We start from the raw sequence: 21,597 nt of genomic DNA, 5'->3' as shown, positions 1-21,597 counted from the left end.
AATGAAGATAGGCCAACTGCGAGCACCTCTTCGCCTGCCCAACCGTCGAGCCCCGCCCTCTTTCTCCCTTGGACAACACCAATGCCACGAAGATGGGATCCATAGTCTGCATGCGAGAGAGGCAAGCTTGGGCGCGGTACTCGGGAATGATCCGGGTATCGGAGCGAGCGAAAATCTGTGAACGGAAAATAGACCGTCAATAACATTTCAATATGGGGATCGATGCTCTCGAAGTAGCCCGACCCGGCCTTCTGCTAGCGCCTTGCGGCGACAGAAATGTCCCGCTGCCGGTAACGGCCTTAGCGGGCATGCCTAGATAAACCGATCATATGTCGGCCGCATGATCATCGCCGCGCTCTGTGCGGCTGTCAATGCAGGGTTGCCAGCCTCCAAAAACGAGTTTCAACTAGAGCCCTTGTCACTGGAGCTCAGCGCATGCATCTGCTGTCGGAAGATAATAGGCGCGAATTTCATTCTCGGCCTTCACTCGTTCGACTGACGCTGGCGCACGGCGAAGGCGGGCTTGAGCCAACGCTCCTGATCAAAGTACCGAGTTTGAGCCAGAAGTATCTACTCACGAGCAGACGCTTCGACTTATTCATCGCACCCACTTGGGAAAGTCACCTCGTCTATGGTGTCCGTATTTATGACGATCCTGCCCATCCAATGCTCGTATGGTCTGCTGTGGCGGAACAAGACGAGCTGGATACGCTTTCAGCGCTCACACAACCGGACGAAATACTCGAAGTTTTTCTATTCAATGAAGCAGTAATTTCCACCGCTTGGTTTCAGGTCAAACTATCGATTGATCCTGAACAGTTATCGAATTGGGCGCAGAGCGGTATCCGGGCCTGCTCTCGTGACACCGATCTGCCACGAGATGAGGTGAGGCCTATCATGGTCGGCATGGAAACCAACGACCCCGGCCCAACTGCTGCACTCATGCAGTTGCACTTCCTAGGCGACTGGACGCCGGGAAATGAGATTTACTATACCAATTCCGTTGAACCGAGTTTGATCTCGTTTGCTGAGACCGATGAGGGGGGGCAACAAGAGCAGCTGGCCGTCTGGCTAACAGATCAGCTCAAACCAACTGGTGGCGTCGTCCATAGCCCACAGATCGATCTGGAAAACGGTAGACGAGAGCTCTGCGATCTCTTGCTTCCGCACGAGCACGGTGCGGTTCTAGTTGAGTCGAAATCCACTTCCATCTTTGCGCGGAAACGCGTCCCCCCTCGAGACAAGCTTACTAAGGACGTGGAGGGTCATCTGCGAAAGGCCGTCCGGCAACTGGCCGGTGGGCTTGCGGCCATACGCGAAGGCCATTCTGTCACGCGGAAAAACGGCGAGCTCGTTCAGGTAGAACGCACCAAACCGGCCCACGCGATCGTGCTCGTTCCAGACCTCACGTTATTGGAACATAGCGATGAATTTGGCGGAAGCTTCTTGCTGAACTTTGCACGTGAGCACGGCGCTTGCCTGCAAATTCTGGACCCGCAGGAATTGTTCCGGGTCGCGCAAGCAGCCACCGTTTTGCACAAGCATTCAAAGTCTTCAACGCTGCTAGAGGCATTTGACGGACATCTATTCTCCCGACTGGAACGCGCTCTTCAGCAACCGACGCCGTGCTTTCAATTTCTGCTAAGGGTCATCTGAAGACTGAGACCTAAACGCCATAGCCATCAAAAGAATACACCGCATCGGCACGCCTTGGTTCTGAGGGTCTGGGCCGCCGCTGGAAAGGAATGCCTAAGTGCGTGTGACCTTCCCCCGCGGTTAGGACCGGTTTGATCTGGAATCTTCCGGTTGGGTTTGAGTGTTGAGCAGCAGCGTCGAGACCGCAAGAGTCTCAAGCGCTGGCGCGGTGGTTTTCATCAGGGACTCCATAGGGGATAGGTATCCGAGCGCCGAATGTGGGCGCTTGGTGTTGTAGTGGCTGCGCCATCGTTCGATTTCCTCGCGCGCATGGCGTAGTGATCGGAACCAATGCAAGTTCAGGCACTCGTCCCGGAACTTGCCGCTGAAACTCTCCACGAAGGCGTTCTGCACCGGCTTGCCTGGCTCGATAAACCGCAGGCACACGCCGGTCCGCTCGGACCAGTCGAACATCGCCTTGCTGGTGCCCTCGGGCCCGTTGTCGAGGATGATCTCTTCGGGCAGCCCAACGCGCAAAGCCAGGTCATCGAGGAACCGAGCAACGCGAGCCCCGGGGATCGACACATCGACGATCTGGCCGGGACAGAACCGGCTGTGATCGTCCACGATGTTTAACACACGAAACCGGCGGCAGTCAGCCAACTGGTCGCTGACAAAGTCCAATGACCATCTTTGCATAGGCTTGTCGGGCACCTGAGGCGCGACGCGATCCCGCCTGGGCAGCTTACGGCGCTTCTTGGTGCGAACCTGCAAGCCATGCTCGGTGTAAAGCCGGTACGTACGCTTGTGGTTCACGACGAGACCTTCCCGACGCAGCATCGCGTGCAGGCGCAGATAGCCATAGCGCCGGTTGTCAGAGGCCAGCTCCTTCATGCGTTTGATTGCGGCCTCGTCGCCTTTCGGCTGCGGTCGGTATTGCTGCACCGACCGCGCCAGGTCAACGATCCGGCAGGCGCGCCGCTCGCTGAACCCACGCTCGGCCATCAGAAAGCCCACAGCTCGTCGCTTCGCCATGGGCTTACCAATGTTTTTGCAGCAGATCCTTCATCGCGGACATGTCGAGCATCTGGTCCGCGACGATCCGCTTCAGCTTGGCGTTTTCCGCTTCCAAGGCTCTCAGACGCTTGGCATCGCCAGCTTCCATACCGCCGTACTTCTTGCGCCAGCTATAGAACGTCGCTGAGCTTAAGCCGTGACGCCGACAGATGTCGTCCGTCTTCGCGCCAGCCTCGCTCTCCTTCAGCACGCCGATGATCTCGTTTACATGGGCTTACGCGGCCCCGCTGGGGCCACGGTCCCATTCCAACTCTGTGAAACGCTTCCGCTTCATGGGTCTTCCTCCTTCGTCCAATCAAAGGTGGAAAATTCCAGTTCGCAATGGCCCGGATACCGGGGGGAAGGTCACCGGGTCGAGGCCAAGATGCGATGTCTCGAGGCATTCGGTGAACGCATCGCCGCGAGAGACCCCGACCGCCAAACCGCCGAGATCCACGTCCGCATTGCATTAATGAACCGCTTCAATGCCCTCGGCACTGCCGAGATCATTCGCGTAGCATAACGCCAGCGGGGTAAGGGGAAGTCATGCCTCACGCGTGAGTTCTGCAACAATGCCGATCAAACCCATACTGTGTCTCCATGATTTTACTTTATGTTTTTTAATCTTTGATGGCGCGCGACAAAAACTAGTGCAAGAGGTGTGCTTGCGACAACCCACACGCAAAATTCAATAAATTCTGATTCTAAGAATCCAACCATTCCTAAGCTAGAGTATAAAAACACAGCAAACAGAACGAAACACAATAGTGTTCGTATATCCACCGCCGACTTGGTAATTTCCGTGCTGCCAAAAACAGTTTTACCGACTAAATCGACGCATTTTTGGAGTAATTCTAAAAGATAGGTCATTTCAATCGCCTGTCTAAACCTAGAAAGCGGCTATCTTAAACGGTTCTCTGATTGCGGCTTTGTCAAGCGGGTGAGCGGGTTGTCCGTCCGGGGTCATGGTTCTCTCCGAGGTCGCGGATGCGCCTCATGATGGTGTTCGGTGGTGGATCGTCTCCAATGTCGTTTGCGGGGTGAGCAGGCGAGCCTGCATCCCAACCGTTTTACGAGATCGATCAACCTCCGTCCCGTCGGGACTTCGCTTCCCGCCGCTCCTGGCGGGAACTCAGATCAGGCGGTGGCCTCCTTTGTCCATTGATATGAGATCTTGCTCTTCCAGAGGGTCAACATCAGCACGGCGATCTTGCGCGCGGTTGCGACGGCGGCCTTGCGGATTCCGCGCCGCCCGGCCAATCGTACAGCCCAGCTTTTCAGAGGCGAGAAGCGTTTCACCTGACGGATCACGCAAGACGCCGCCTCGAACAGCAGACCGCGCATCGCACCGTCGCCGCATTTCGACACACGCCCAGACCAGTCCACCTCCCCAGACTGGTGGCGTCGGGGCGTCAACCCGAGGAAAGCTCCTACGTCCGAGGTCCGGCTGAAGCGGTTTGGATTGTCGACCAAAGCGATGAAGCTGAGCGCGTTGACCGGGCCGACGCCGGGAATACTCATCAGGCGGCGTGCCACGGGGTGCTCTTTGGCTTTTCTCTTCACGGCTTTGTCTAGGTCGTCTGCCGCTTGACACAGGGTGTCATGGGCGACAATGAACCCATCGGCAATGACACGCAGCACCGGGTTCGCCTCACCTGCCGCAGCCAGTTGGTCACGGAACGCCTGCCGCTGTCGCCCCTGACTGATGCCTGTCATGCGGATATGGACCGGCGTGAACCAGCCGGTGCGGGCGAGCTGCGCCAGCCCTTCTGCATCGGCGGCATCGGATTTGTTGAGCCGCGCAGAGAGGGCTTTGTGCGCCTTGCGCGCATCGATGCAGGTGGCGGGCAGGCCGAGCCGTGCAAGACCGCGCTGTAGCCAGATCGAGAGCATCCCACTCTCGTGCACAATCCGAAGAGGGTTTAGCGACCGGTTGCGAAACCAGCCTGCCACGCCTTCGGGATCAGCAGGACAGGCACCACGCGCGACGGTCTTTCCATCCCCATCGACGACACAAATCGAAATCTCTTTCAGCGACACATCCAAGCCGGCATAGTGTTCCATAGGTCGTTCTCCTCACGGCTTTTATCCATGAGGCCAACATACCGGACCTCGTTCGCCACCGGAGAACGGTCGCCGCAATCACACCATGTCGGTTTTGCCGGTGACAGAAACGGTTGAGTTTTGGCGGCAAGTCCAGAGATTTTGGCTAGTATAACCCATATCCCCTACACTCATTGCGCGTGAGTAGCGAGCGATTGCCACAGGCCTTGTTTTGCTCCCACACTCGTGCAGGCACGCGAAATCGCACCAACTCACCGAGTATCTCGCTTCGAGCTCTCATGAACTCAGCTTCGAACTGTGGCTTTTCAAGCAGATCAGCGGCCAAATTTATATTGTATCCGAGCCTGATACTTGGAGCGTAGCCGTCGGCGAAGCCACCGAGAAAGCCGCAGTCAGGGTACTTTCCTGGGTGGAAACCGAACAAGGTCAGGAACTTGCTAAAATAGAGATCGCGCTTCCAACGCGATTGAAGATCAGGAGCTTCCCAGACTTCAAAGAAGTAGAGTTCCAGATCATCCCATGCTTGCCCGAGTCCTTCTTGAGCATCAGCGCCTGTCAACACTCGCTCATCAAGACGCGCTCTCGATTCGCATAAACCCTCGTGGGATGTCACCTCGCTCGCTAGGCCAAGAACGCCCATTACATCCGTCTTGGACAATATCGTGCCAGCAAATGTTGCACCTTCGACGTTGGAGCCCAACAGGGTAGCGCCGGACATATTGGCGCCATCGAACTTGGCACCCCGAAGGTCGGAAAAAGCTAAGGTTACGTTGTTTAAATCCGCTTCGCTGAAGTCAGCGCCTCGCAGGTCTGAGAAAAGAATCGAAGACCCTTGCAGATTGGCGCGAAAGAAATCCGAACCGTTAAACCATGCCAAACGGGCAGTTACATCCTGTAGCGTCGTGTTACGGAAGATAGCGTTGGAAAAATCAGCCACTTCGAATGCCGATCGCGTCAGAATTGCATCGGAAAAATTAGCTTCCGCTCCTTTTGAAAATTCCAGATTTGCTTGGGTGAAATCGTTTCCTGACAGATCTTGACCTGTAAAATTTAGGGAAGCGAAATCGCGTCCGGTGAAAGCTTCGCCCCAGTAGTTCATCGTGGAGAACAGTTCGCCGTAGTTTCGTGCCGCACCATCGCGGCTTTCCAACGCAGTATTGAAGCGATCCAATGTGGTTCTACGATCAATCATATCCCGCAGCCCGCTGATCTCATTTCGTGTTTGAAGCATTGATTCAAGAACTTGGTTTGCTAGGTCGACTTGGCCTGTTCGGACGAGTTCTAGGAGTTGGGCATTGTCTGTACTTGATAACTGCAGCGTTTTTATGGATCGTTTGATTTCTCGCAATCTGGGTAATAATTGGTTGGCAACAGCAAGAGTCAGTTCTTCTGATGAGGCTCTTATGTTGACGGTGCTAGCCACAAGCTCTTCAAGCTGTTGGCGAGTCTCGTCATCAAGAGAGCTACAGTGCAGTGTAACAGTATTCTCCGACCCTATTACTACGCTGGAACATCGAGAACCACCTTGATCAATGCTTTGTGCGTGCGCCCAGACAGCAACCATTAGAAATGCCAGAGTAAAAAGTGATTGGTTCCACAGCCTCATTGCCGATCAACTTTATTACTATTTCCGATAACCACGGAGTTTCCGCTTCCTTCACTTTGGTCGATTACTTCAGGTGCAAATAGCTTTTGGTCGTCTTCGCCAGCAGAATAAGAGAGATAGATACCTACGGCAGCTACAATCACGCCGCATAGGGCTATGATATGTTTCCATTTTTCAAGAATGATTCCACCCATAGCGTCCTAGGCCTCTCTCAGCGACTCCTACAGACTAACATAGGGAGGTTGGCGAAGATAACCGCTATCACCTACTGACAGAAACCCCATGCCAAAACCACATCGGCAAAAACGGTTCTCTGATTGCGGCTTTGTCAAGCGGGTGAGCGGGTTGTCCGTCCGGGGTCATGGTTCTCTCCGAGGTCGCGGATGCGCCTCATGATGGTGTTCGGTGGTGGATCGTCTCCAATGTCGTTTGCGGGGTGAGCAGGCGAGCCTGCATCCCAACCGTTTTTACGAGATCGATCAACCTCCGTCCCGTCGGGACTTCGCTTCCCGCCGCTCCTGGCGGGAACTCAGATCAGGCGGTGGCCTCCTTTGTCCATTGATATGAGATCTTGCTCTTCCAGAGGGTCAACATCAGCACGGCGATCTTGCGCGCGGTTGCGACGGCGGCCTTGCGGATTCCGCGCCGCCCGGCCAATCGTACAGCCCAGCTTTTCAGAGGCGAGAAGCGTTTCACCTGACGGATCACGCAAGACGCCGCCTCGAACAGCAGACCGCGCATCGCACCGTCGCCGCATTTCGACACACGCCCAGACCAGTCCACCTCCCCAGACTGGTGGCGTCGGGGCGTCAACCCGAGGAAAGCTCCTACGTCCGAGGTCCGGCTGAAGCGGTTTGGATTGTCGACCAAAGCGATGAAGCTGAGCGCGTTGACCGGGCCGACGCCGGGAATACTCATCAGGCGGCGTGCCACGGGGTGCTCTTTGGCTTTTCTCTTCACGGCTTTGTCTAGGTCGTCTGCCGCTTGACACAGGGTGTCATGGGCGACAATGAACCCATCGGCAATGACACGCAGCACCGGGTTCGCCTCACCTGCCGCAGCCAGTTGGTCACGGAACGCCTGCCGCTGTCGCCCCTGACTGATGCCTGTCATGCGGATATGGACCGGCGTGAACCAGCCGGTGCGGGCGAGCTGCGCCAGCCCTTCTGCATCGGCGGCATCGGATTTGTTGAGCCGCGCAGAGAGGGCTTTGTGCGCCTTGCGCGCATCGATGCAGGTGGCGGGCAGGCCGAGCCGTGCAAGACCGCGCTGTAGCCAGATCGAGAGCATCCCACTCTCGTGCACAATCCGAAGAGGGTTTAGCGACCGGTTGCGAAACCAGCCTGCCATGCCTTCGGGATCAGCAGGACAGGCACCACGCGCGACGGTCTTTCCATCCCCATCGACGACACAAATCGAAATCTCTTTCAGCGACACATCCAAGCCGGCATAGTGTTCCATAGGTCGTTCTCCTCACGGCTTTTATCCATGAGGCCAACATACCGGACCTCGTTCGCCACCGGAGAACGGTCGCCGCAATCACACCATGTCGGTTTTGTCCCTCTCCCTTGCCTCACGCAGAACCAATGGCTTGAGCGGGACAAAACCCTCTGACAAAACCTTTTGAGTTTTGGGACGTTTATGGCAGCATGAATCATGATCTTTGGCTATGCCCGCGTCCCCACAGACACCAGCATCCTCGATGCACAGACCGACGCCCTGACAGTCGCAGGAGCGGAGCGCATCTTCGCGGACAAGATCAGCGGCTCGACCAGGAAGCGCCCGCAGCTCGACCAGCTCCTCGATCAGATTCGCCAGGGCGACGTGATCGTCGTCACCAAGTACGACCGCCTTGCACGGTCGCTGCGTGACCTTCTCGACATCGTAGAGGCCATCAAGGAGCGCGGCGGCGGGTTTCGGTCGCTGGCCGAGGACATCGACACCACGACGCCCGCAGGCCGTCTGATCTTCCATGTCTTCGCCTCTATCGCTCATTTTGAGCGCGAGAGGATTTCTGAGCGCACCAGGGAGGGACAGGAGTCCGCGAAGAAGCGCGGTCGCGTGGGAGGCAGCCCCCCTGCCCTCTCGGTCGCTCAGCGTGACGAGGTGCGCCATATGCGCGATGAGGAAGGCCGACGCTTTGACCTTCCCCTGCTTAGAGCCGATCAAAGTCGTCATCCAGCGAACGCAGTGCGTCGTTGACGACAGCCCGGATCGTGCGCAGCGGATGCCGCGTCAGAATCCGTTCCTCGATATCGACGTAGCAGAACAGTGATCCTGCAACCTCGTCCGATACGCGCATCGCCACCTCCGTCCAAACCCTGATGGCGATGAACCATGTTCCGGAATGGGCGTCGAGGTCCGAGGTCCGAGTTTTTCAGCACCCTGTGAAGCTTATAGCTGACCTGAGTCACCAAGAGCGGTCACGCGAAGTCTCGATGTTAGACCAAGTTTTCCGAGCACCTCCAAGGGTCACTTGACCTCACTCGAACCATGAAATACATGCTTAGTTTACTGGGCGGGCGTTGTGTAATGGTAAGACCTCAGCCTTCCAAGCTGATGATACGGGTTCGATTCCCGTCGCCCGCTCCAGAATTTCATTCCCGACACACCGCCGACAAAATCTTCGGATGACGCGACTTAAGTGTTTGAAGTGGAAAAGTTGTTCCTATTTTGAGCACAAGCCTTCCAAGCTGATGATACGGGTTCGATTCCCGTCGCCCGCTCCAATTCACCAGATCTCATCAAAGCATTGCCGGAATGACCTGATCGGGCGGACGGTGGCCATCGGCGAAAGTCTTGATGTTCAGCAACACCTTTTCCCCCATCTCGATGCGCCCTTCGCGCGTGGCCGATCCCATATGCGGCAACAGCACCACGTTGCCCAATTCACGCAGGCCGGGGTTTATCTCCGCCCCGCGTTCAAACACATCAAGCCCCGCACCCGCGATGCCACCATCGCGCAACAGCCTCACAAGAGCGTTTTCGTCGATGACCTCCCCGCGAGAGGTGTTCACCACAACCGCGCTCGGCTTCATGAGCCGAAGGCGCCGGGCATTCAAAAGGTGGAACGTAGAGGGCGTATGGGGGCAGTTGACGCTGACAATATCCATGCGGGCGATCATCTGATCGAGACTTTCCCAATAGGTCGCCTCCAGTTCGGTTTCGATCTCGGGGCGAAGCCGGCGGCGGTTGTGATAATGGATCTGCATCCCGAAAGCCTTGGCACGGCGGGCTACGGCCTGACCGATTCGCCCCAGACCCAGGATCCCGAGCCGCCGACCGCCGACGCGCCCGCCCATGAGCGCTGTGGGCGCCCAGCCCGTCCAGGAGCCGCCCTGCATCAGCGCGAGCCCTTCGGGGATGCGCCGTGTGACCGCGAGGATCAGTGCCATCGTCATGTCGGCAGTATCTTCGGTCACTACGCCGGGCGTGTTGGACACCAGAATGCCCCGCTGCCGGGCCGTCGCCACGTCGATATGATCAACCCCAGAGCCGTAATTGGCGATCAGCTTGAGCCGATCCCCAGCGCCCGAGATCATCGCCGCGTCGATTTGATCCGTGATCGTCGGCACGAGGACATCGCAAGTCTTCATCGCCTCGATGAGCGCGCTGCGGGTCATCGGGACATCGTCGTCGCGCAAGCTGACGTCGAACAACTCCGTCATGCGCGTTTCCACCACTTCGGGCAAACGTCGCGTGACAACAACACTGAGGCGTTCCGGCGGCATTGAGGCTCTCCCTGTCTTTCCAAGACCCTGCGCTTTTGGCAAGGTGCCGCATGACGGCAGGCGGCACAAGAACCGGTTGCGGGCAGATACAGGCGGAACGGTGATGAGGGCGGTTATCAGCGCGATACGGGCGGGCGTGATTCTGGCCCTGCTGACCACGGGCGGGGCGCTCGGGGCGCAGGAAACCGTGCCCGAAACCCCTCCCGAAGCCGTGGAAGAGCCTGTTCCGCAGGAGGTCGCGCCGCCGACCCGTGGGCCGATCACGAATTTGCCCCTGCCCCGTTTTGTCTCCATCAAGGCCAGCGAAGCCAACGTGCGGCGCGGTCCTTCGCTGACCCACCGCATCGATTGGGTGTTCAAACGCCGCAACCTTCCCGTAGAGATCACGGCCGAATATGGTCATTGGCGCCGCGTCCGCGACCGGGACGGGGCGGGAGGCTGGGTGCATTACTCGCTGTTGTCCGGGGTTCGCTACGTCATCGTCGATGCCGATCCACTCGATGTGCGGGTAAACCCTGACGAGGAGGCCGCCGTTGCGGCGCAGTTCGAAGCGGGTGTCATCGCGGAGCTTGGTCGATGTGACATTGATTGGTGCCGTATCGGGGCTGGCGGCTATCGCGGATGGGCGCTCAAGACCGGGCTTTGGGGCGTGGATGCGGAGGAGGTACGCGAGTAGGCGCGGCACGCGACCAAAAGTGACGGGCCTGCTAACCCCTTGCCAACCGCCCCCGGGAAGGCATCTATGCCCGCCATGATGAACCGCCCCGATCTTCCCGCGACACGCGACATCGTCCTTGTGGGCGGAGGCCATACCCATGCGCTGATCCTGCGGCGTTGGGGAATGCGGCCACTTGCCGGCGCGCGGCTTACCCTGATCAACCCCGGTCCTACGGCCGCCTACTCCGGCATGCTCCCTGGCCATATCGCAGGTCACTATGCGCGGGACCAGCTTGATATCGACTTGGTCAAACTTGCCCGCTTTGCAGGGGCGCGGGTGATTCTCGGCGCGGCAAACGGGCTGGACAGGGATGCGCGCGAGGTGCATGTGCCCAGCCGCCCTCCCGTTGGATTTGACCTCTGCTCGATCGACATCGGCATCACTTCGGCAATGCCGGATCTTCCGGGGTTTCGCCAACATGCCGTTCCGGCAAAGCCGCTTGGCCCGTTTGCCACGGCTTGGCAACACTTCCTCAGCGGCGAAGGCCCCGCGAATGTCGCAGTTATAGGTGCGGGTGTGGCCGGTGCCGAACTCTCGCTCGCCATGGCGCATGCCCTTCGACGCGCGGAACGTCCCTTCAACCTGACCCTGCTCGAGCGGGAGAGCGCGCTTACCGGACTTAACGCGTCTGGCAGGAGACAGCTGCTTGAGTCGCTTGGGAACGCGGGCATTCACTTGCGGGAACATGTTGAGATTACCAAGGTTGCACAGGACCACATCACGCTTGCGAACGCTGATACGATCCCCGCGGAGTTCGTGACCGGTGCGGCGGCGGCTCGCCCTGCCCCATGGCTCAGCGAATGCGGCCTTGCGACTGAGGCGGGCTTCCTTCGTGTAAACCCAACGCTGCAGACAAGCGATCAAGCCATCTTCGCCGTAGGGGATTGCGCGCACCTCTCCCATGCGCCGCGACCCAAGGCCGGGGTTTATGCCGTACGGCAAGCGCCGGTCCTCTTCGACAACCTCCGCGCGGCCTGCACCGGGGCGCGAATGCGCAGCTATCGCCCTCAGGGGGATTACCTCAAGCTTGTCTCGCTAGGCGGAAAATCGGCCATCGGGTCCCGGTTCGGACTGACCTCCTCCGGCCCGCTCATGTGGCGATGGAAAGACCGGATCGACCAGAAGTTCATGGACAAATTCCGAACCCTGCCCGCGATGACGCCCCCGCCGCTGCCAAGGGACCGCACCTCCGACCTCGCCGCGACGTTAGGGCCCAAACCGATGTGCGGCGGCTGCGGCGCAAAAGTGGGCCGCGCGGCTCTCGCGGCGCAGATCGGAAGGCCCGAGCGGCCCGGTCGGAGCGATGTGGAGCTATTGCCCGGCGACGATGCCGCGCTGTTGCGAACCGGAGGGGTGCGTCAGGTCTTGACCACGGACCACCTGCGCGCCTTTGTCGATGACCCTGTCGTGATGACGCGCATCGCCGCAATTCATGCCTTGGGGGATATCTGGGCGATGGGCGCGGCGCCGCAGGCGGCCACGGCCAATCTCATTCTGCCTCGTTTGGCACCCCCACTTCAGGAGCGCACCCTCAGGGAAATCATGGAAGCCGCACGCGACGTCATGACCCAAGCCGGGGCAGAGATCGTCGGCGGCCACACATCGGTCGGGGCTGAGTTGACGATCGGATTTTCGATCACCGGCCTGTGCGACAGCGCGCCCATCACCCTCGGGGGTGCACGGCCCGGCGACGCGCTTATCCTCACCAAACCCATTGGGACCGGCGTGATCATGGCCGCGGAAATGAGCGGAGAGGCAGAAGGTGGATGGGTCGCGACCGCGTTGACCCATATGCAGCAACCGCAAACCGGCGCCGCGCGGGTGCTGGCCGGGGCTCATGCCATGACAGATGTGACGGGCTTTGGCCTGATTGGCCATCTGACAGGCATGTGCGAGGCATCGGGCACCTCCGCGGTGATTGATCCGGGCCAGATCCCGTATCTAGCCGGGGCGGAAACGCTTGCCGCCCTTGGCATCAGATCGACCCTGTTCCCCGAGAACCGACGCATCGCCCCGTGGATCACCGAAAGCCCGCGCAACGACCTGCTCTTTGATCCCCAGACGGCGGGCGGCCTGCTCGCCGCCGTGTCCGCCGATCGCGCGGACGCGCTTTGCGCCGCGCTCATCGACGCTGGCTATCCCGCCGCGCGCATCGGACACCTCGAAGCCGGACCGCCCTACGTCACGCTTGCCTGAATACGGTCAAGCGCGGCTTCCACCCCATCGGCCAGAACTTCCTGACCCGCCGCATCGAGCGAGCTTGCCGCAATCTCTTCTGCGGGGTCCTGTCCGTTGGCGCGGCGCGAGGTGCGATAGGCTGGATCGTAATGCTCGGTTATGAGCGCCCGGGTCAGAGCCTCGCGCTCTCCAGCTCTGGCCATCGCGAGCCAGCCGTCTATCGTCTCTCGTCCGCGCAGGGCGATGAGGTATCCAAAGACGCCTTCGAGAAAGGCCACATCCGACAGGATGTCGGCGTATTCCTTGGCCAGATAGGCGGTGCGCGCCTCTACCGGCGCCGTCACTTCGATCCGGGGTGCGGACTTCATCAGGGCAAAAAGGGCGGGCGGTATGATCCGCTGGCCAATCTTGCTTGATTCCGCCTCGACGAGAATTGGCAACCCCGGGTCCATCACTGCGAGAGCTTGCGCAATACGGCTTTCGAACATCTTCTGACTGGGTTGCCCTTCGGGACGAATCCCAAGCAGCGATCCCCGGTGGTTTGCAAGGCCTTCAAGATCCAGCACCTGCCGCCCGCGTGAAGCCAGCCGATGCAGCACATCAGTCTTGGCCGTTCCGGTATTCCCGTCGAGTAAAATGATCCGAAAGGGCAGCGCCCCCTCATACAGCATTTCGTGAACGAGACGCCGATAGCTGCGATAGCCGCCCTCGACCACTTCGGCCCGCCAACCGATTTCCCGCAACATCCAGCCAAGCGTGCCGGACCGTTGACCGCCGCGCCAGCAATAGACCAACGGCTGCCAGTCGCCCTCGTGGTGCGCCAAACTCTGCTCGATATGTGTAGCCGCATTCCGAAACACGAGCGCCGCACCGATCTTGCGCGCGCGGAACGGGCTTTCCTGTTTGTAGATCGTGCCGACGCGCGCCCGCTCTTCGTTATCCAGAACCGGCAGGTTTATCGCCCCCGGCACATGATCCTCGGCAAACTCCGCCGGACTGCGCACATCGATGACGGTGTCGAAACCATGCCCCAGCATTTCCACCAATGTCTCAAAGCGGCGTACCATCAGACGAGCGGAACCAGATGATTGTCCCACGCGCGATCTGCGGCACGGCGCAAGGCGACCGGAGCCTCGAGCAAGAAACTGAGCCCCCCCAGGCCGTCCGAGATGACAAACCCCGCACCATGTGACGCGACCCCGCAAACATCGGCACGCTCATACGCGTCAAGAAATGCTCCATCCGCCCCAAAGGTCTGCACCCGCCCGCCGCGGGGTGAGGTGATCGCGATGCGCCCTCCAGCATCGATTGCGATAGAGCCGGCATACCCCTTCATCGCGCGCAACTCCTCGGGAGGTGCCTTGCCAAGAACCGGCGTGGTGCCGCGCCTGTGAATTCCGAGCAGCGGAATGGCATCGGTCGGCGCTCCTTGCCATTGCATCGCAAAGGCGACCGTGCCGCTGCGGCCGACCGCAAGATGACGGATCGAATTTTGGTGCAATGCCGAGGGAAGCTCGACTTGGTCCAGAAGCGCGCCATCGGGATCAACATAGGCAAGGCTAGGCCGCATGGTCTCGAGGTTCAGCTTGTCACGACCATGATCCGGGTGGGTGCGAATCCCGCCATTGGCCACCACCAGTACATCCCCATCCAAGCGCTTCAGATCATGCGGCCCGATCCCCCCCGTGGCGAACTCCCCGATCCGCCGCCAGCCTTCGGCACGCGACCACAGTCCGATCCGACCCTCACCGCTGTCGATGTGATTTTCGGTGGTACAGAGGATTTGCCCCTCGGCGATGAACGCCCCATGACCGTAGAAGTGACGGCCCGGTGGGGCATCGAGCCGGTGGGTGACCCCGCCCGTCGCACAATCAAGCACGAGCGCAAACCGCCCCGGCCTGCGCGCGAAAACGACGGCTTCGGGCGCGGTCGGATGGGCCGCTGCGGCATGGCCGCGCGCCGGCAGGGGGATGGCAAACAGATCGCTCCCCTCGGCATCAAGGCCGTAAAGAGAATAGGCCCCTGACGCGACCCGGGCCACCCCCAGAAACGCAGGGGCACCCATGTCCGCCCAACTCGCCCGGGGCAGGGTCGCAGCGGCTGCAAGGCTGGCCAGAAATCCACGGCGGGTGGTCATTTCAATCCCCGTCGCCCGAATTGAACCCCGCCGCCAACCCCAGAGCCGCGCCGATCTCTCCTTCGACCGAGCTTTCGACCAGTTCGATTCGTTGTTGAAGGATCTCAACCTTGAGCCATCCCGCCGGCTCCTCGACCCCGCGAAATATCGGATCGTCAAGATCAACGGCGACAGAGAGCGCGTCAGCAAAAGCCAGCCCCGTCCATGTCGTATCAGTATCGGCGAATTTCTCGGTAAGGTCGTTCAATGCTTCGAGCGACAAGGTGACATTCCGGAGGGACCGGCCAGCGCGCCACGTCTCGGCGCGGGTCGGGCGCGGGCGATCAAAGCTGCCCAAGGGGCGGCCAATCCGCTGGTCGGCGTTATACTCCAAGCCCGTGAGAAGCGCGGTATAGAGCGCCTGATCCGCCTCGCGCGAGGTCAGGAACGTGTCGTTGCCCGGCTCGCCCGCGGTGAGCAAGGTCCGTGAAAAATCCTCGCGCCACTCTGTGTCGATCTCCACCGCCATGCGGGAAAGGTCATGGGTGATCGCCCGAACGAGATTGCACTCGTACTCCCCGGCGTCATACGCGAAGTCTTCGTCGTAGAGCAGTCGCTCCATAGCGATAAGTCCGCGCGCGGCAACGGAAACCTCACCGAAACTCTCCTCATTGGAAGCGATAGGATCCTCGGCGGCGATGAGGGAGCCGAGTGCGCGCGGGACCAGACCACGCGTATCAGGCCAGAAGGCAATGGCGAGCGCCCGCCCCTTCGCCTCGATCGGGCCAAGCTGCAGATGGGAAATCCCGAGCCACGCGTCATAGGCGTCATTCCACGCGGGCCGGATCGCCTCCGCCGTGCAATCAGCGCTCGCGGCCACGTCAAGCTGGGCGGTCGCCTTTGCAAAACGAGCTGTGCCGGGCAGGACATGCCCATCAACCACGTCCTTCACACCGGCTTGCGCGGTCAGGGGGCAGAGAAGGGCTAGGGCAAGCAAAAGACGCATCAGAGTGACTCCAGAAATCGGATCAGGGCCGCACGGTCCGGCTCCGGAAGGTTCGCGACATGATCACGGGACATCCGCGCTTCGCCATCATGCCACAGGATCGCCTCCAGAAGCGATCGCGCGCGTCCATCATGCAGGAAATAGGTGTGACCGCTGACTTGCTGGGTCATGCCAATCCCCCAGAGCGGTGCCGTTCTCCATTCCCGCCCGGTCGCGCGCCCTTCGGGCCGGTTATCGGCCAGCCCGTCGCCCATGTCGTGAAGCAACAGGTCCGAATAGGGCCAGATCAGTTGAAAGCTTTGCTCCGGTTGATCCGGCAGGCGGTGGGTCACGAATTTCGGCGTATGACAAGCGGTGCAGCCCGCATCATAGAAAACCTGCTTGCCGCGGAGCACCTCGGCGTCGTCCACGTCGCGACGCGCAGGAACGGCAAGGTTACGGCTATAGTAGGTGACAAGCTCAAGGCCGGTGTCGTCGATCTCAAATACCCGGTCGTCGCCATCCCCGTGCGGGCCGGCACGACACTCAGCCTGACGGTCGGTGCAATCCCCACCCGGCGAGGGGAAGATCGGGTTCGAAATGCCAATATCGCCTGCAAAGGCTGCGGCGGACTGCTCCTTGACCGTAGGCGCACCCGCCTTGAGACCGAACCGCCCCAGCATCGCCCGTTCGTGCTGGAACGACCAGACGACCTGCGCCTTGCCGGAGATCCCGTCACCGTCGGCATCCTCCGGGTCCGCATGTGCGAGAATGTCCGATGCCGGGATCGCCTCCAGCAGCCCGAGGCCGATCATCTGCGGCGCGACACGGGGGCTCAGCATGGCGTCGGGATGCAAGGGCCCATAGGCCGGATCCGCGACCGAATACTCCGGACGGCGCAAGGAGACTTCGGTTCCGTCGGCGAGCGCAACGGTTTCCTCGACATAGGTGATCGCCATCTGCCCCTCGGCGGGATGACCGGCCACCGAAAAATCCTGCAGTTGACCGCCATAGGTTGGTTCGGGACGCGCCCTTGGCCCCTCCGCTCCAGCAGAAAGCAAGAAAGCCTCAATATCGGAAAGCGCCTCTTCTCCTGACGCGGGAACGGAGAAGCGGAGGAACATCGACACGGTACTATCGTCCGGCCCCTCGGGCGGATGACCGCGCCCGTCCTTGAGGTGACAGCGCTGGCAAGAGCGGGCGTTGTAGAGCGGGCCAAGGCCATCCGAGGCGAGCGTCGAAGACGGGGAGGAGACCCAGAGCTTGCGGAAAAGCCCGTTCCCGACCTTGAAATCCAACTCTCGTTCAAAGGAGATATTGCCTGACGACTGCGAAAAGGCATTCGCATCCGTTCGGGCGCGAACCGTGGCGCCGCCTGCGGGGTTGCCCTCAAAGGGTTCAGGCGCACTGAAGTCTGATGTCGGCGCGGTGACTGCGGCAATGCGCGCAATCTCCTCCGCCGTGCGTGGAGATACATTCAGGTGCGGATCGTCGGCGATGCCATCCATGGCGTAGGACGGCATCGCGATTGCGAGCAAAAATAGCGCAAGGAGCCTTGGGCGCATGTCGTCTCTTCTGGCCCGGGCCACTCCGCTGGGGATCAGCTCCCCTCTGCCTCGTTCGCTGGTTTGGCTTGCAGCAGCGCGTATTGCTGTTCACCGAGCGATCTATAGAGGTCGATCTGCGTCTCGAGGTAGTCGATATGACCTTCCTCGTCCGCGATCAGTTCCTCAAAGAGGTTCTTGGTCACGTAATCCCCCACCTGCTCGCAGTGGTTGCGCGCTTCGATGTAGAGCGTCCGCGCGTCATGCTCGGCGGCCAGATCGGCGTCGAGCGTTTCCTTGAGGTTCTCACCAATGCGGAGCGCGTCGAGCTTCTGCAGGTTTGGGTGACCTTCGAGGAAAATGATGCGGTTGATCAGCTTGTCGGCGTGGTGCATCTCCTCGATGCTCTCCTCGCGCGACTTGTCCGCGATGCGTCCAAAGCCCCAGTCTTCCTGAAGACGGTAGTGAAGCCAGTACTGGTTGACCGCGGTCAACTCGCTTCGCAATGCTGCGTTGAGGTATTCAATAACCTTCGCGTCGCCCTTCATGGCTCACTCCTTGTGGCGCTTGTTGTTTTGACGAAGGTGTCTCAATTCGTGGGGAACTTCAAGGTCTCCGCTTCCCTTCATGGTTGCGATGAAATGGGGAAGGCAGCCTCCGCAATCGGGTTTCTTACCAAGCGCGCGGTAAATCTTGCCGGGCGTGATGATCGTTTGACGGTCGGAGGCCCGCATCCAGGCCATGGCGGCAAGGATGTCCTTGTCGGATATCGACATACAATGACAAACGATCATGGCGTTTCCTCAGTGCGGTCAGGTTTGGGGGCGGGCAGCCCGCCCCGCAGTGAAGTTATTGAAAAACGGCGTCCGGATCGTCGAGGCTGTCGGAGCCTTCAAACCCGATCTGATCAAGCCCGAGGGCCGTCACGGCGCGTTCGATCGAACGCGTTTGGGTGACAAGTGCACCAACCGCCGACATGATCAGGTCTTCGCCAGCCTTGTTCCCGCGCTCCAGCATCTGGTCATAGGAGAAACCCGCTTCTGCTGCGGTCTTGATCTGGGCAAGTTCGATCATCGTCTGGTTGAGATCGGCGCGCAGCGCTGCGTCCACGCCTTCATCCGCCTCTGCGACCAGCGACGACAGGCTTTCGCCGGACACGGTCGAGCCATCCACGCGCACGTACTCGCCGTTATAGACGTTCCGGATGCCCATCCCATCGTAGTAATGGCTGTTGTGGGTATTGTCGGAGAAGCAGTCATGCTCTTCCTCGGGGTCGTTGAGCAGGACGCCAAGCTTCATCCGCTCGCCTGCCTGCTCACCATAGGAGAGCGATCCCATACCGGTCAGAATTGCCGCAATCCCCGCGGATTCATCCGCCGTAAGGGCAGAGCGCGCCTCACCGCCCTCAATCCACTGTGCCGCCATCCATTCGAGATCCGACACCAGAAGGCTTGTGGCGGCCTTGAGGTATTCCCCGCGGCGCTCGCAATTCTGGTTGGTGCAATCATCGCCGGATGCGAAATCCGTCCAGGGGCGATCCCCCGCGCCATGTTCGGTCCCGTTGAGATCCTGCCCCCAAAGCAGGAATTCTATCGCATGATACCCCGTGGCGACGTTCGATTCGACGGCATCGGCTTCATGCAGGGTCTCTTCGAGGAAGTCCGGCGTGATCTCCGACGCGTCGATCTGTTCCCCCGAGAGGGTAAAGCTGGTGTTGGCGACGACGTTCAGGGCCGCAAGTTCGTTTTCGTCGCTCGGTCCGCCATAGGAGGCATCCACATAATCAATCAGCCCCTCATCAAGCGGCCATGCGTTCACCTTGCCTTCCCAGTCATCGACGATGGGATTGCCGAAACGAAAAACCTCGGTTTGTTGGTAAGGCACGCGCGATTCGAGCCATGCGGTACGGGCAGCGGCGAGCGTCGCGGCGGAGGGGTCGGCCAGAAGCGCGTCGACGGCCGCGTTCAACTCCTGCGCTTTGATCAGGCTGTCTTCGTACCCGGCGGCGGCGATGTCGGCATAGGTCGAGAGCACCTCCGCCTTCCCGGCAAGCACCGGTGCGCCCGTCGAAAGGATCAGGGCCGCGGTGGCCGTCATAGTGCGGATCATGGTCATTCTTTCCCCAGTTTCGCCGGAGTACCAACGGGGCGGTCCCGGCGCGTATCCAACATGAATTCAAGTAGCCCGGCCGGATCTTCGTCTTGCCAGTTCAAAGCGACCCGCAGCACATCTTCGCGAGTTGTGCGGTCCGCCTCTGGTTGGCTGGCATGTGCGGTCTGATCCATGTGGTACGCTTCCCCGGCCGGGTTCGCCCCCTCAAGCGTGGACGTCCCGGAGAAACTGACTGTTTACCTAGGAATTGTCAATTCCGAGTCTTTCGGTAATCTACTTTTCAGGCCCCGCCGCGTCGACGCATCAGGCCGCGCGCGGGATCGTACCCCCAAAGGGCAAGCAGAAAGAATACCACGAATGCGCCAGTCACGATGCCGAGCGCGGGCAAATTCAACGCGCCGTAGAGCGAAAACCGGATGAGTTCGACCGCGTGAGTGAAGGGATTTACCGCGCAGATGTCGCGCAACAAGGAGGAGCTTTCCGCCATTTTCCAAAGCGGGTAGAGCGCGCTTGAAAGGAAGAACATCGGGAAGATAACGAAATTCATGACCCCCGCGAAATTCTCCAACTGCTTGATTGTCGAAGAAAACAGCAATCCAAGCGCACCAAGCATGAGGCCCGTGATGACAAGCGATGGCAGCGCATAGAGATAACCCAGCGGCGTCATCGTGATCCCCATGGCCGCAGCTATGGCGAGAAACACGTAAACCTGCAGCAGGGAAACGGCGACACCGGCAAAGAGCTTGCACAGGAGCAACCACCATCGCGGCAGCGGGGAGGTCAGCAGCAATCGCATCGAACCCATCTCCTGATCATAGACGAGGCTGAGCGATGACTGCATTCCGTTGAACAGCTGAATCATGCCGCAAAGGCCGGGAACGATATAGACCTCATAGGTGATGTAGGTCTGATATGGCGGAATGATCGACAGGCCGAGCGCCGCGCGGAAGCCTGCGGCAAAGACGACCAACCAGACGAGCGGGCGCACGAGAGCCGCGAAAAACCGGCTGCGTTGGCTGAGGAACCGTGAGGATTCACGCCCGACAATCGCATTCATGGAGGTGATCCACGGTCTCATGCGGCGGTCTCCGACCCGGTCATGTCGATGAACGCGTCGATGAGAGGCCGATCGCCGGCCACAGTGGCGGCCTTGTCATGGATCAGGACTTCTCCGCGATGCAGCACAATACAATCGTCTTGCGGCCAGATCTCATCGACAAGGTGGGTCGCCCAGAAAACTGTCAGCCCTCCTCCGGCGAGGTCGTGAACATGGTCGGTGATGGCCCGGCGGCTTGCAGTATCAAGCCCCACTGTCGGCTCATCAAGCAGGAGGACTTCGGGCTGGTGAACCAACGCGCGGGCGATCTCCATGCGGCGCCGGTGCCCACCGTTGAGGGCCCGCGCCTTTTCCCCCGCGCGGGCGCGCATATCGAGACGGTCGAGCGCTTCGTCTATGCGGCGCTGTGCCTCCCGGCCCGCAAGACCATGGAGCGCCGCAAAATAGCTCATGTTCCGCGCAACCGTCATGTCGAGGTCGAGCGTGGGTTGTTGAAAGACAACACCCATGCGCGAGAGTGCCTTGCGCGGGTTCTTGGCCAGGTCGAACCCCGCCACTTCGATGCGACCTTCGCGGGTCACGAACAGCCGGGTCAGCAGTGAAAAGAGCGTCGATTTACCCGCCCCGTTCGGCCCGAGAAGTGCGCAGAAGCGCCCCTTCTCAAGCGCAAAGTTCACCCCCTTGAGGGCCCGCTTCTCCCCGTAGTTGAAGCTCACATTCTCGACCTTGAGCGCCTGTGCCATCATTCACCCCCGTGGCGGCAGGGTGCGCCAGTGGCCCTCGGGGAGGCAAGCC

Annotated in this window: 20 protein-coding genes, 1 tRNA gene and 2 pseudogenes; 6 read left to right on the top strand and 17 right to left on the bottom strand. The window is 60.1% G+C overall.

Annotated features, from left to right (window positions below):
* Positions 1 to 435 precede the first annotated feature (435 nt).
* Positions 436 to 1,656 (top strand): hypothetical protein, encoded by a 1,221-nt coding sequence (locus BM234_RS15225; protein WP_092066503.1) that lies wholly within the window; start codon positions 436 to 438, stop codon positions 1,654 to 1,656.
* A gap of 120 nt (positions 1,657 to 1,776) precedes the next feature.
* Here the strand turns inward: BM234_RS15225 and BM234_RS15220 are convergent.
* A protein-coding gene (locus BM234_RS15220) for an IS3 family transposase (RefSeq protein WP_245752697.1) occupies positions 1,777 to 2,911 on the bottom strand; the annotation gives its coding sequence in 2 pieces (ribosomal slippage) (positions 1,777 to 2,689 and positions 2,688 to 2,911; 1,137 coding nt in all).
* A 150-nt stretch (positions 2,912 to 3,061) separates the two neighbouring features.
* Between BM234_RS15220 and BM234_RS17310 the strand changes: the two are divergent.
* Positions 3,062 to 3,214: pseudogene (locus BM234_RS17310) on the top strand (IS5/IS1182 family transposase); the annotation flags it as partial.
* Positions 3,215 to 3,828: 614 nt separating this feature from the next.
* On the opposite strand, the gene BM234_RS15210 reads toward BM234_RS17310, so the two are convergent.
* The 4 genes from BM234_RS15210 to BM234_RS15200 all read right to left on the bottom strand — a co-directional run bounded on the left by BM234_RS15210 (position 3,829) and on the right by BM234_RS15200 (position 7,822).
* Positions 3,829 to 4,755 carry a transposase gene (locus tag BM234_RS15210; protein ID WP_092066499.1) on the bottom strand — a complete coding sequence of 309 codons (927 nt, stop codon included), beginning with the start codon at positions 4,753 to 4,755 and terminating at the stop codon, positions 3,829 to 3,831.
* Positions 4,756 to 4,900: 145 nt separating this feature from the next.
* Positions 4,901 to 6,178 (bottom strand): pentapeptide repeat-containing protein, encoded by a 1,278-nt coding sequence (locus BM234_RS15205; RefSeq protein ID WP_217645986.1) that lies wholly within the window; start codon positions 6,176 to 6,178, stop codon positions 4,901 to 4,903.
* A gap of 179 nt (positions 6,179 to 6,357) precedes the next feature.
* Positions 6,358 to 6,555, bottom strand: a complete 198-nt coding sequence (locus tag BM234_RS17305) for a hypothetical protein (protein ID WP_139226812.1) — start codon at positions 6,553 to 6,555, stop codon at positions 6,358 to 6,360.
* A gap of 340 nt (positions 6,556 to 6,895) precedes the next feature.
* Positions 6,896 to 7,822, bottom strand: coding sequence for a transposase (locus BM234_RS15200; protein WP_092066495.1), 927 nt, complete (start codon positions 7,820 to 7,822; stop codon positions 6,896 to 6,898).
* Positions 7,823 to 8,017: 195 nt separating this feature from the next.
* Between BM234_RS15200 and BM234_RS15195 the strand changes: the two genes are divergently transcribed.
* Positions 8,018 to 8,563, top strand: a complete 546-nt coding sequence (locus BM234_RS15195; protein WP_092066493.1) for a recombinase family protein — start codon at positions 8,018 to 8,020, stop codon at positions 8,561 to 8,563.
* Here the strand turns inward: BM234_RS15195 and BM234_RS17300 are convergent.
* Positions 8,520 to 8,663: pseudogene (locus BM234_RS17300) on the bottom strand (IS5/IS1182 family transposase); the annotation flags it as partial. The gene BM234_RS15195 and the pseudogene BM234_RS17300 overlap by 44 nt on opposite strands.
* 216 nt (positions 8,664 to 8,879) lie before the next feature.
* Here BM234_RS17300 and BM234_RS15190 point away from each other — a divergent pair.
* A tRNA-Gly gene (locus tag BM234_RS15190) sits at positions 8,880 to 8,953 on the top strand.
* 152 nt (positions 8,954 to 9,105) lie between these two features.
* On the opposite strand, the gene BM234_RS15185 is transcribed toward BM234_RS15190, so the two are convergent.
* A complete protein-coding gene (locus BM234_RS15185; protein WP_092066491.1) occupies positions 9,106 to 10,092 on the bottom strand; it encodes a 2-hydroxyacid dehydrogenase in 987 nt (328 codons plus the stop codon).
* A gap of 103 nt (positions 10,093 to 10,195) precedes the next feature.
* Between BM234_RS15185 and BM234_RS15180 the strand changes: the two genes are divergently transcribed.
* Both BM234_RS15180 and selD read left to right on the top strand, forming a co-directional pair.
* Complete coding sequence (locus BM234_RS15180) at positions 10,196 to 10,768, top strand: SH3 domain-containing protein (RefSeq protein ID WP_092066489.1); 573 nt, start codon at positions 10,196 to 10,198, stop codon at positions 10,766 to 10,768.
* Positions 10,769 to 10,846: 78 nt separating this feature from the next.
* Complete coding sequence (gene selD, locus BM234_RS15175) at positions 10,847 to 13,006, top strand: selenide, water dikinase SelD (RefSeq protein WP_092066709.1); 2,160 nt, start codon at positions 10,847 to 10,849, stop codon at positions 13,004 to 13,006.
* Here the strand turns inward: selD and mnmH are convergent.
* The 10 genes from mnmH to BM234_RS15130 form a co-directional block, all read right to left on the bottom strand.
* Positions 12,988 to 14,055 (bottom strand): tRNA 2-selenouridine(34) synthase MnmH, encoded by a 1,068-nt coding sequence (gene mnmH / locus BM234_RS15170; RefSeq protein WP_092066487.1) that lies wholly within the window; start codon positions 14,053 to 14,055, stop codon positions 12,988 to 12,990. The two genes, selD and mnmH, sit on opposite strands and share 19 nt — an antisense overlap.
* On the bottom strand, positions 14,055 to 15,125 hold the full coding sequence (locus BM234_RS15165) for a DUF1513 domain-containing protein (protein ID WP_092066484.1): 1,071 nt from the start codon (positions 15,123 to 15,125) through the stop codon (positions 14,055 to 14,057). Before BM234_RS15165 ends, mnmH begins: the two co-directional genes overlap by 1 nt.
* Position 15,126: 1 nt before the next feature.
* On the bottom strand, positions 15,127 to 16,110 hold the full coding sequence (locus BM234_RS15160) for an imelysin family protein (protein ID WP_092066482.1): 984 nt from the start codon (positions 16,108 to 16,110) through the stop codon (positions 15,127 to 15,129).
* Positions 16,110 to 17,612 carry a di-heme oxidoreductase family protein gene (locus tag BM234_RS15155; protein WP_092066707.1) on the bottom strand — a complete coding sequence of 501 codons (1,503 nt, stop codon included), beginning with the start codon at positions 17,610 to 17,612 and terminating at the stop codon, positions 16,110 to 16,112. The genes BM234_RS15160 and BM234_RS15155 overlap by 1 nt, the downstream gene beginning before the upstream one ends.
* A 77-nt stretch (positions 17,613 to 17,689) precedes the next feature.
* Complete coding sequence (bfr, locus tag BM234_RS15150) at positions 17,690 to 18,181, bottom strand: bacterioferritin (RefSeq protein WP_092066481.1); 492 nt, start codon at positions 18,179 to 18,181, stop codon at positions 17,690 to 17,692.
* 3 nt (positions 18,182 to 18,184) lie between these two features.
* On the bottom strand, positions 18,185 to 18,427 hold the full coding sequence (locus BM234_RS15145) for a (2Fe-2S)-binding protein (protein WP_092066480.1): 243 nt from the start codon (positions 18,425 to 18,427) through the stop codon (positions 18,185 to 18,187).
* Between the two features lie 55 nt (positions 18,428 to 18,482).
* Positions 18,483 to 19,742: an imelysin family protein gene (locus tag BM234_RS15140; protein WP_245752677.1), complete on the bottom strand. Its 1,260-nt coding sequence runs from the start codon at positions 19,740 to 19,742 to the stop codon at positions 18,483 to 18,485.
* A 2-nt stretch (positions 19,743 to 19,744) separates the two neighbouring features.
* Positions 19,745 to 19,918: a hypothetical protein gene (locus tag BM234_RS17515; protein WP_175501290.1), complete on the bottom strand. Its 174-nt coding sequence runs from the start codon at positions 19,916 to 19,918 to the stop codon at positions 19,745 to 19,747.
* A 107-nt stretch (positions 19,919 to 20,025) separates the two neighbouring features.
* On the bottom strand, positions 20,026 to 20,823 hold the full coding sequence (locus BM234_RS15135; RefSeq protein WP_092066478.1) for an ABC transporter permease: 798 nt from the start codon (positions 20,821 to 20,823) through the stop codon (positions 20,026 to 20,028).
* Positions 20,820 to 21,545 (bottom strand): ABC transporter ATP-binding protein, encoded by a 726-nt coding sequence (locus tag BM234_RS15130; protein WP_092066477.1) that lies wholly within the window; start codon positions 21,543 to 21,545, stop codon positions 20,820 to 20,822. The genes BM234_RS15135 and BM234_RS15130 overlap by 4 nt, the downstream gene beginning before the upstream one ends.
* Between the last annotated feature and the right edge of the window lie 52 nt (positions 21,546 to 21,597).

Source organism: Poseidonocella pacifica (genome assembly GCF_900111875.1).
In the GTDB taxonomy this organism is placed as follows: domain Bacteria; phylum Pseudomonadota; class Alphaproteobacteria; order Rhodobacterales; family Rhodobacteraceae; genus Poseidonocella; species Poseidonocella pacifica.
The sequence above is the reverse complement of the archived record's forward strand: the minus strand, read 5'-3'. Positions and strand labels throughout refer to the sequence as shown.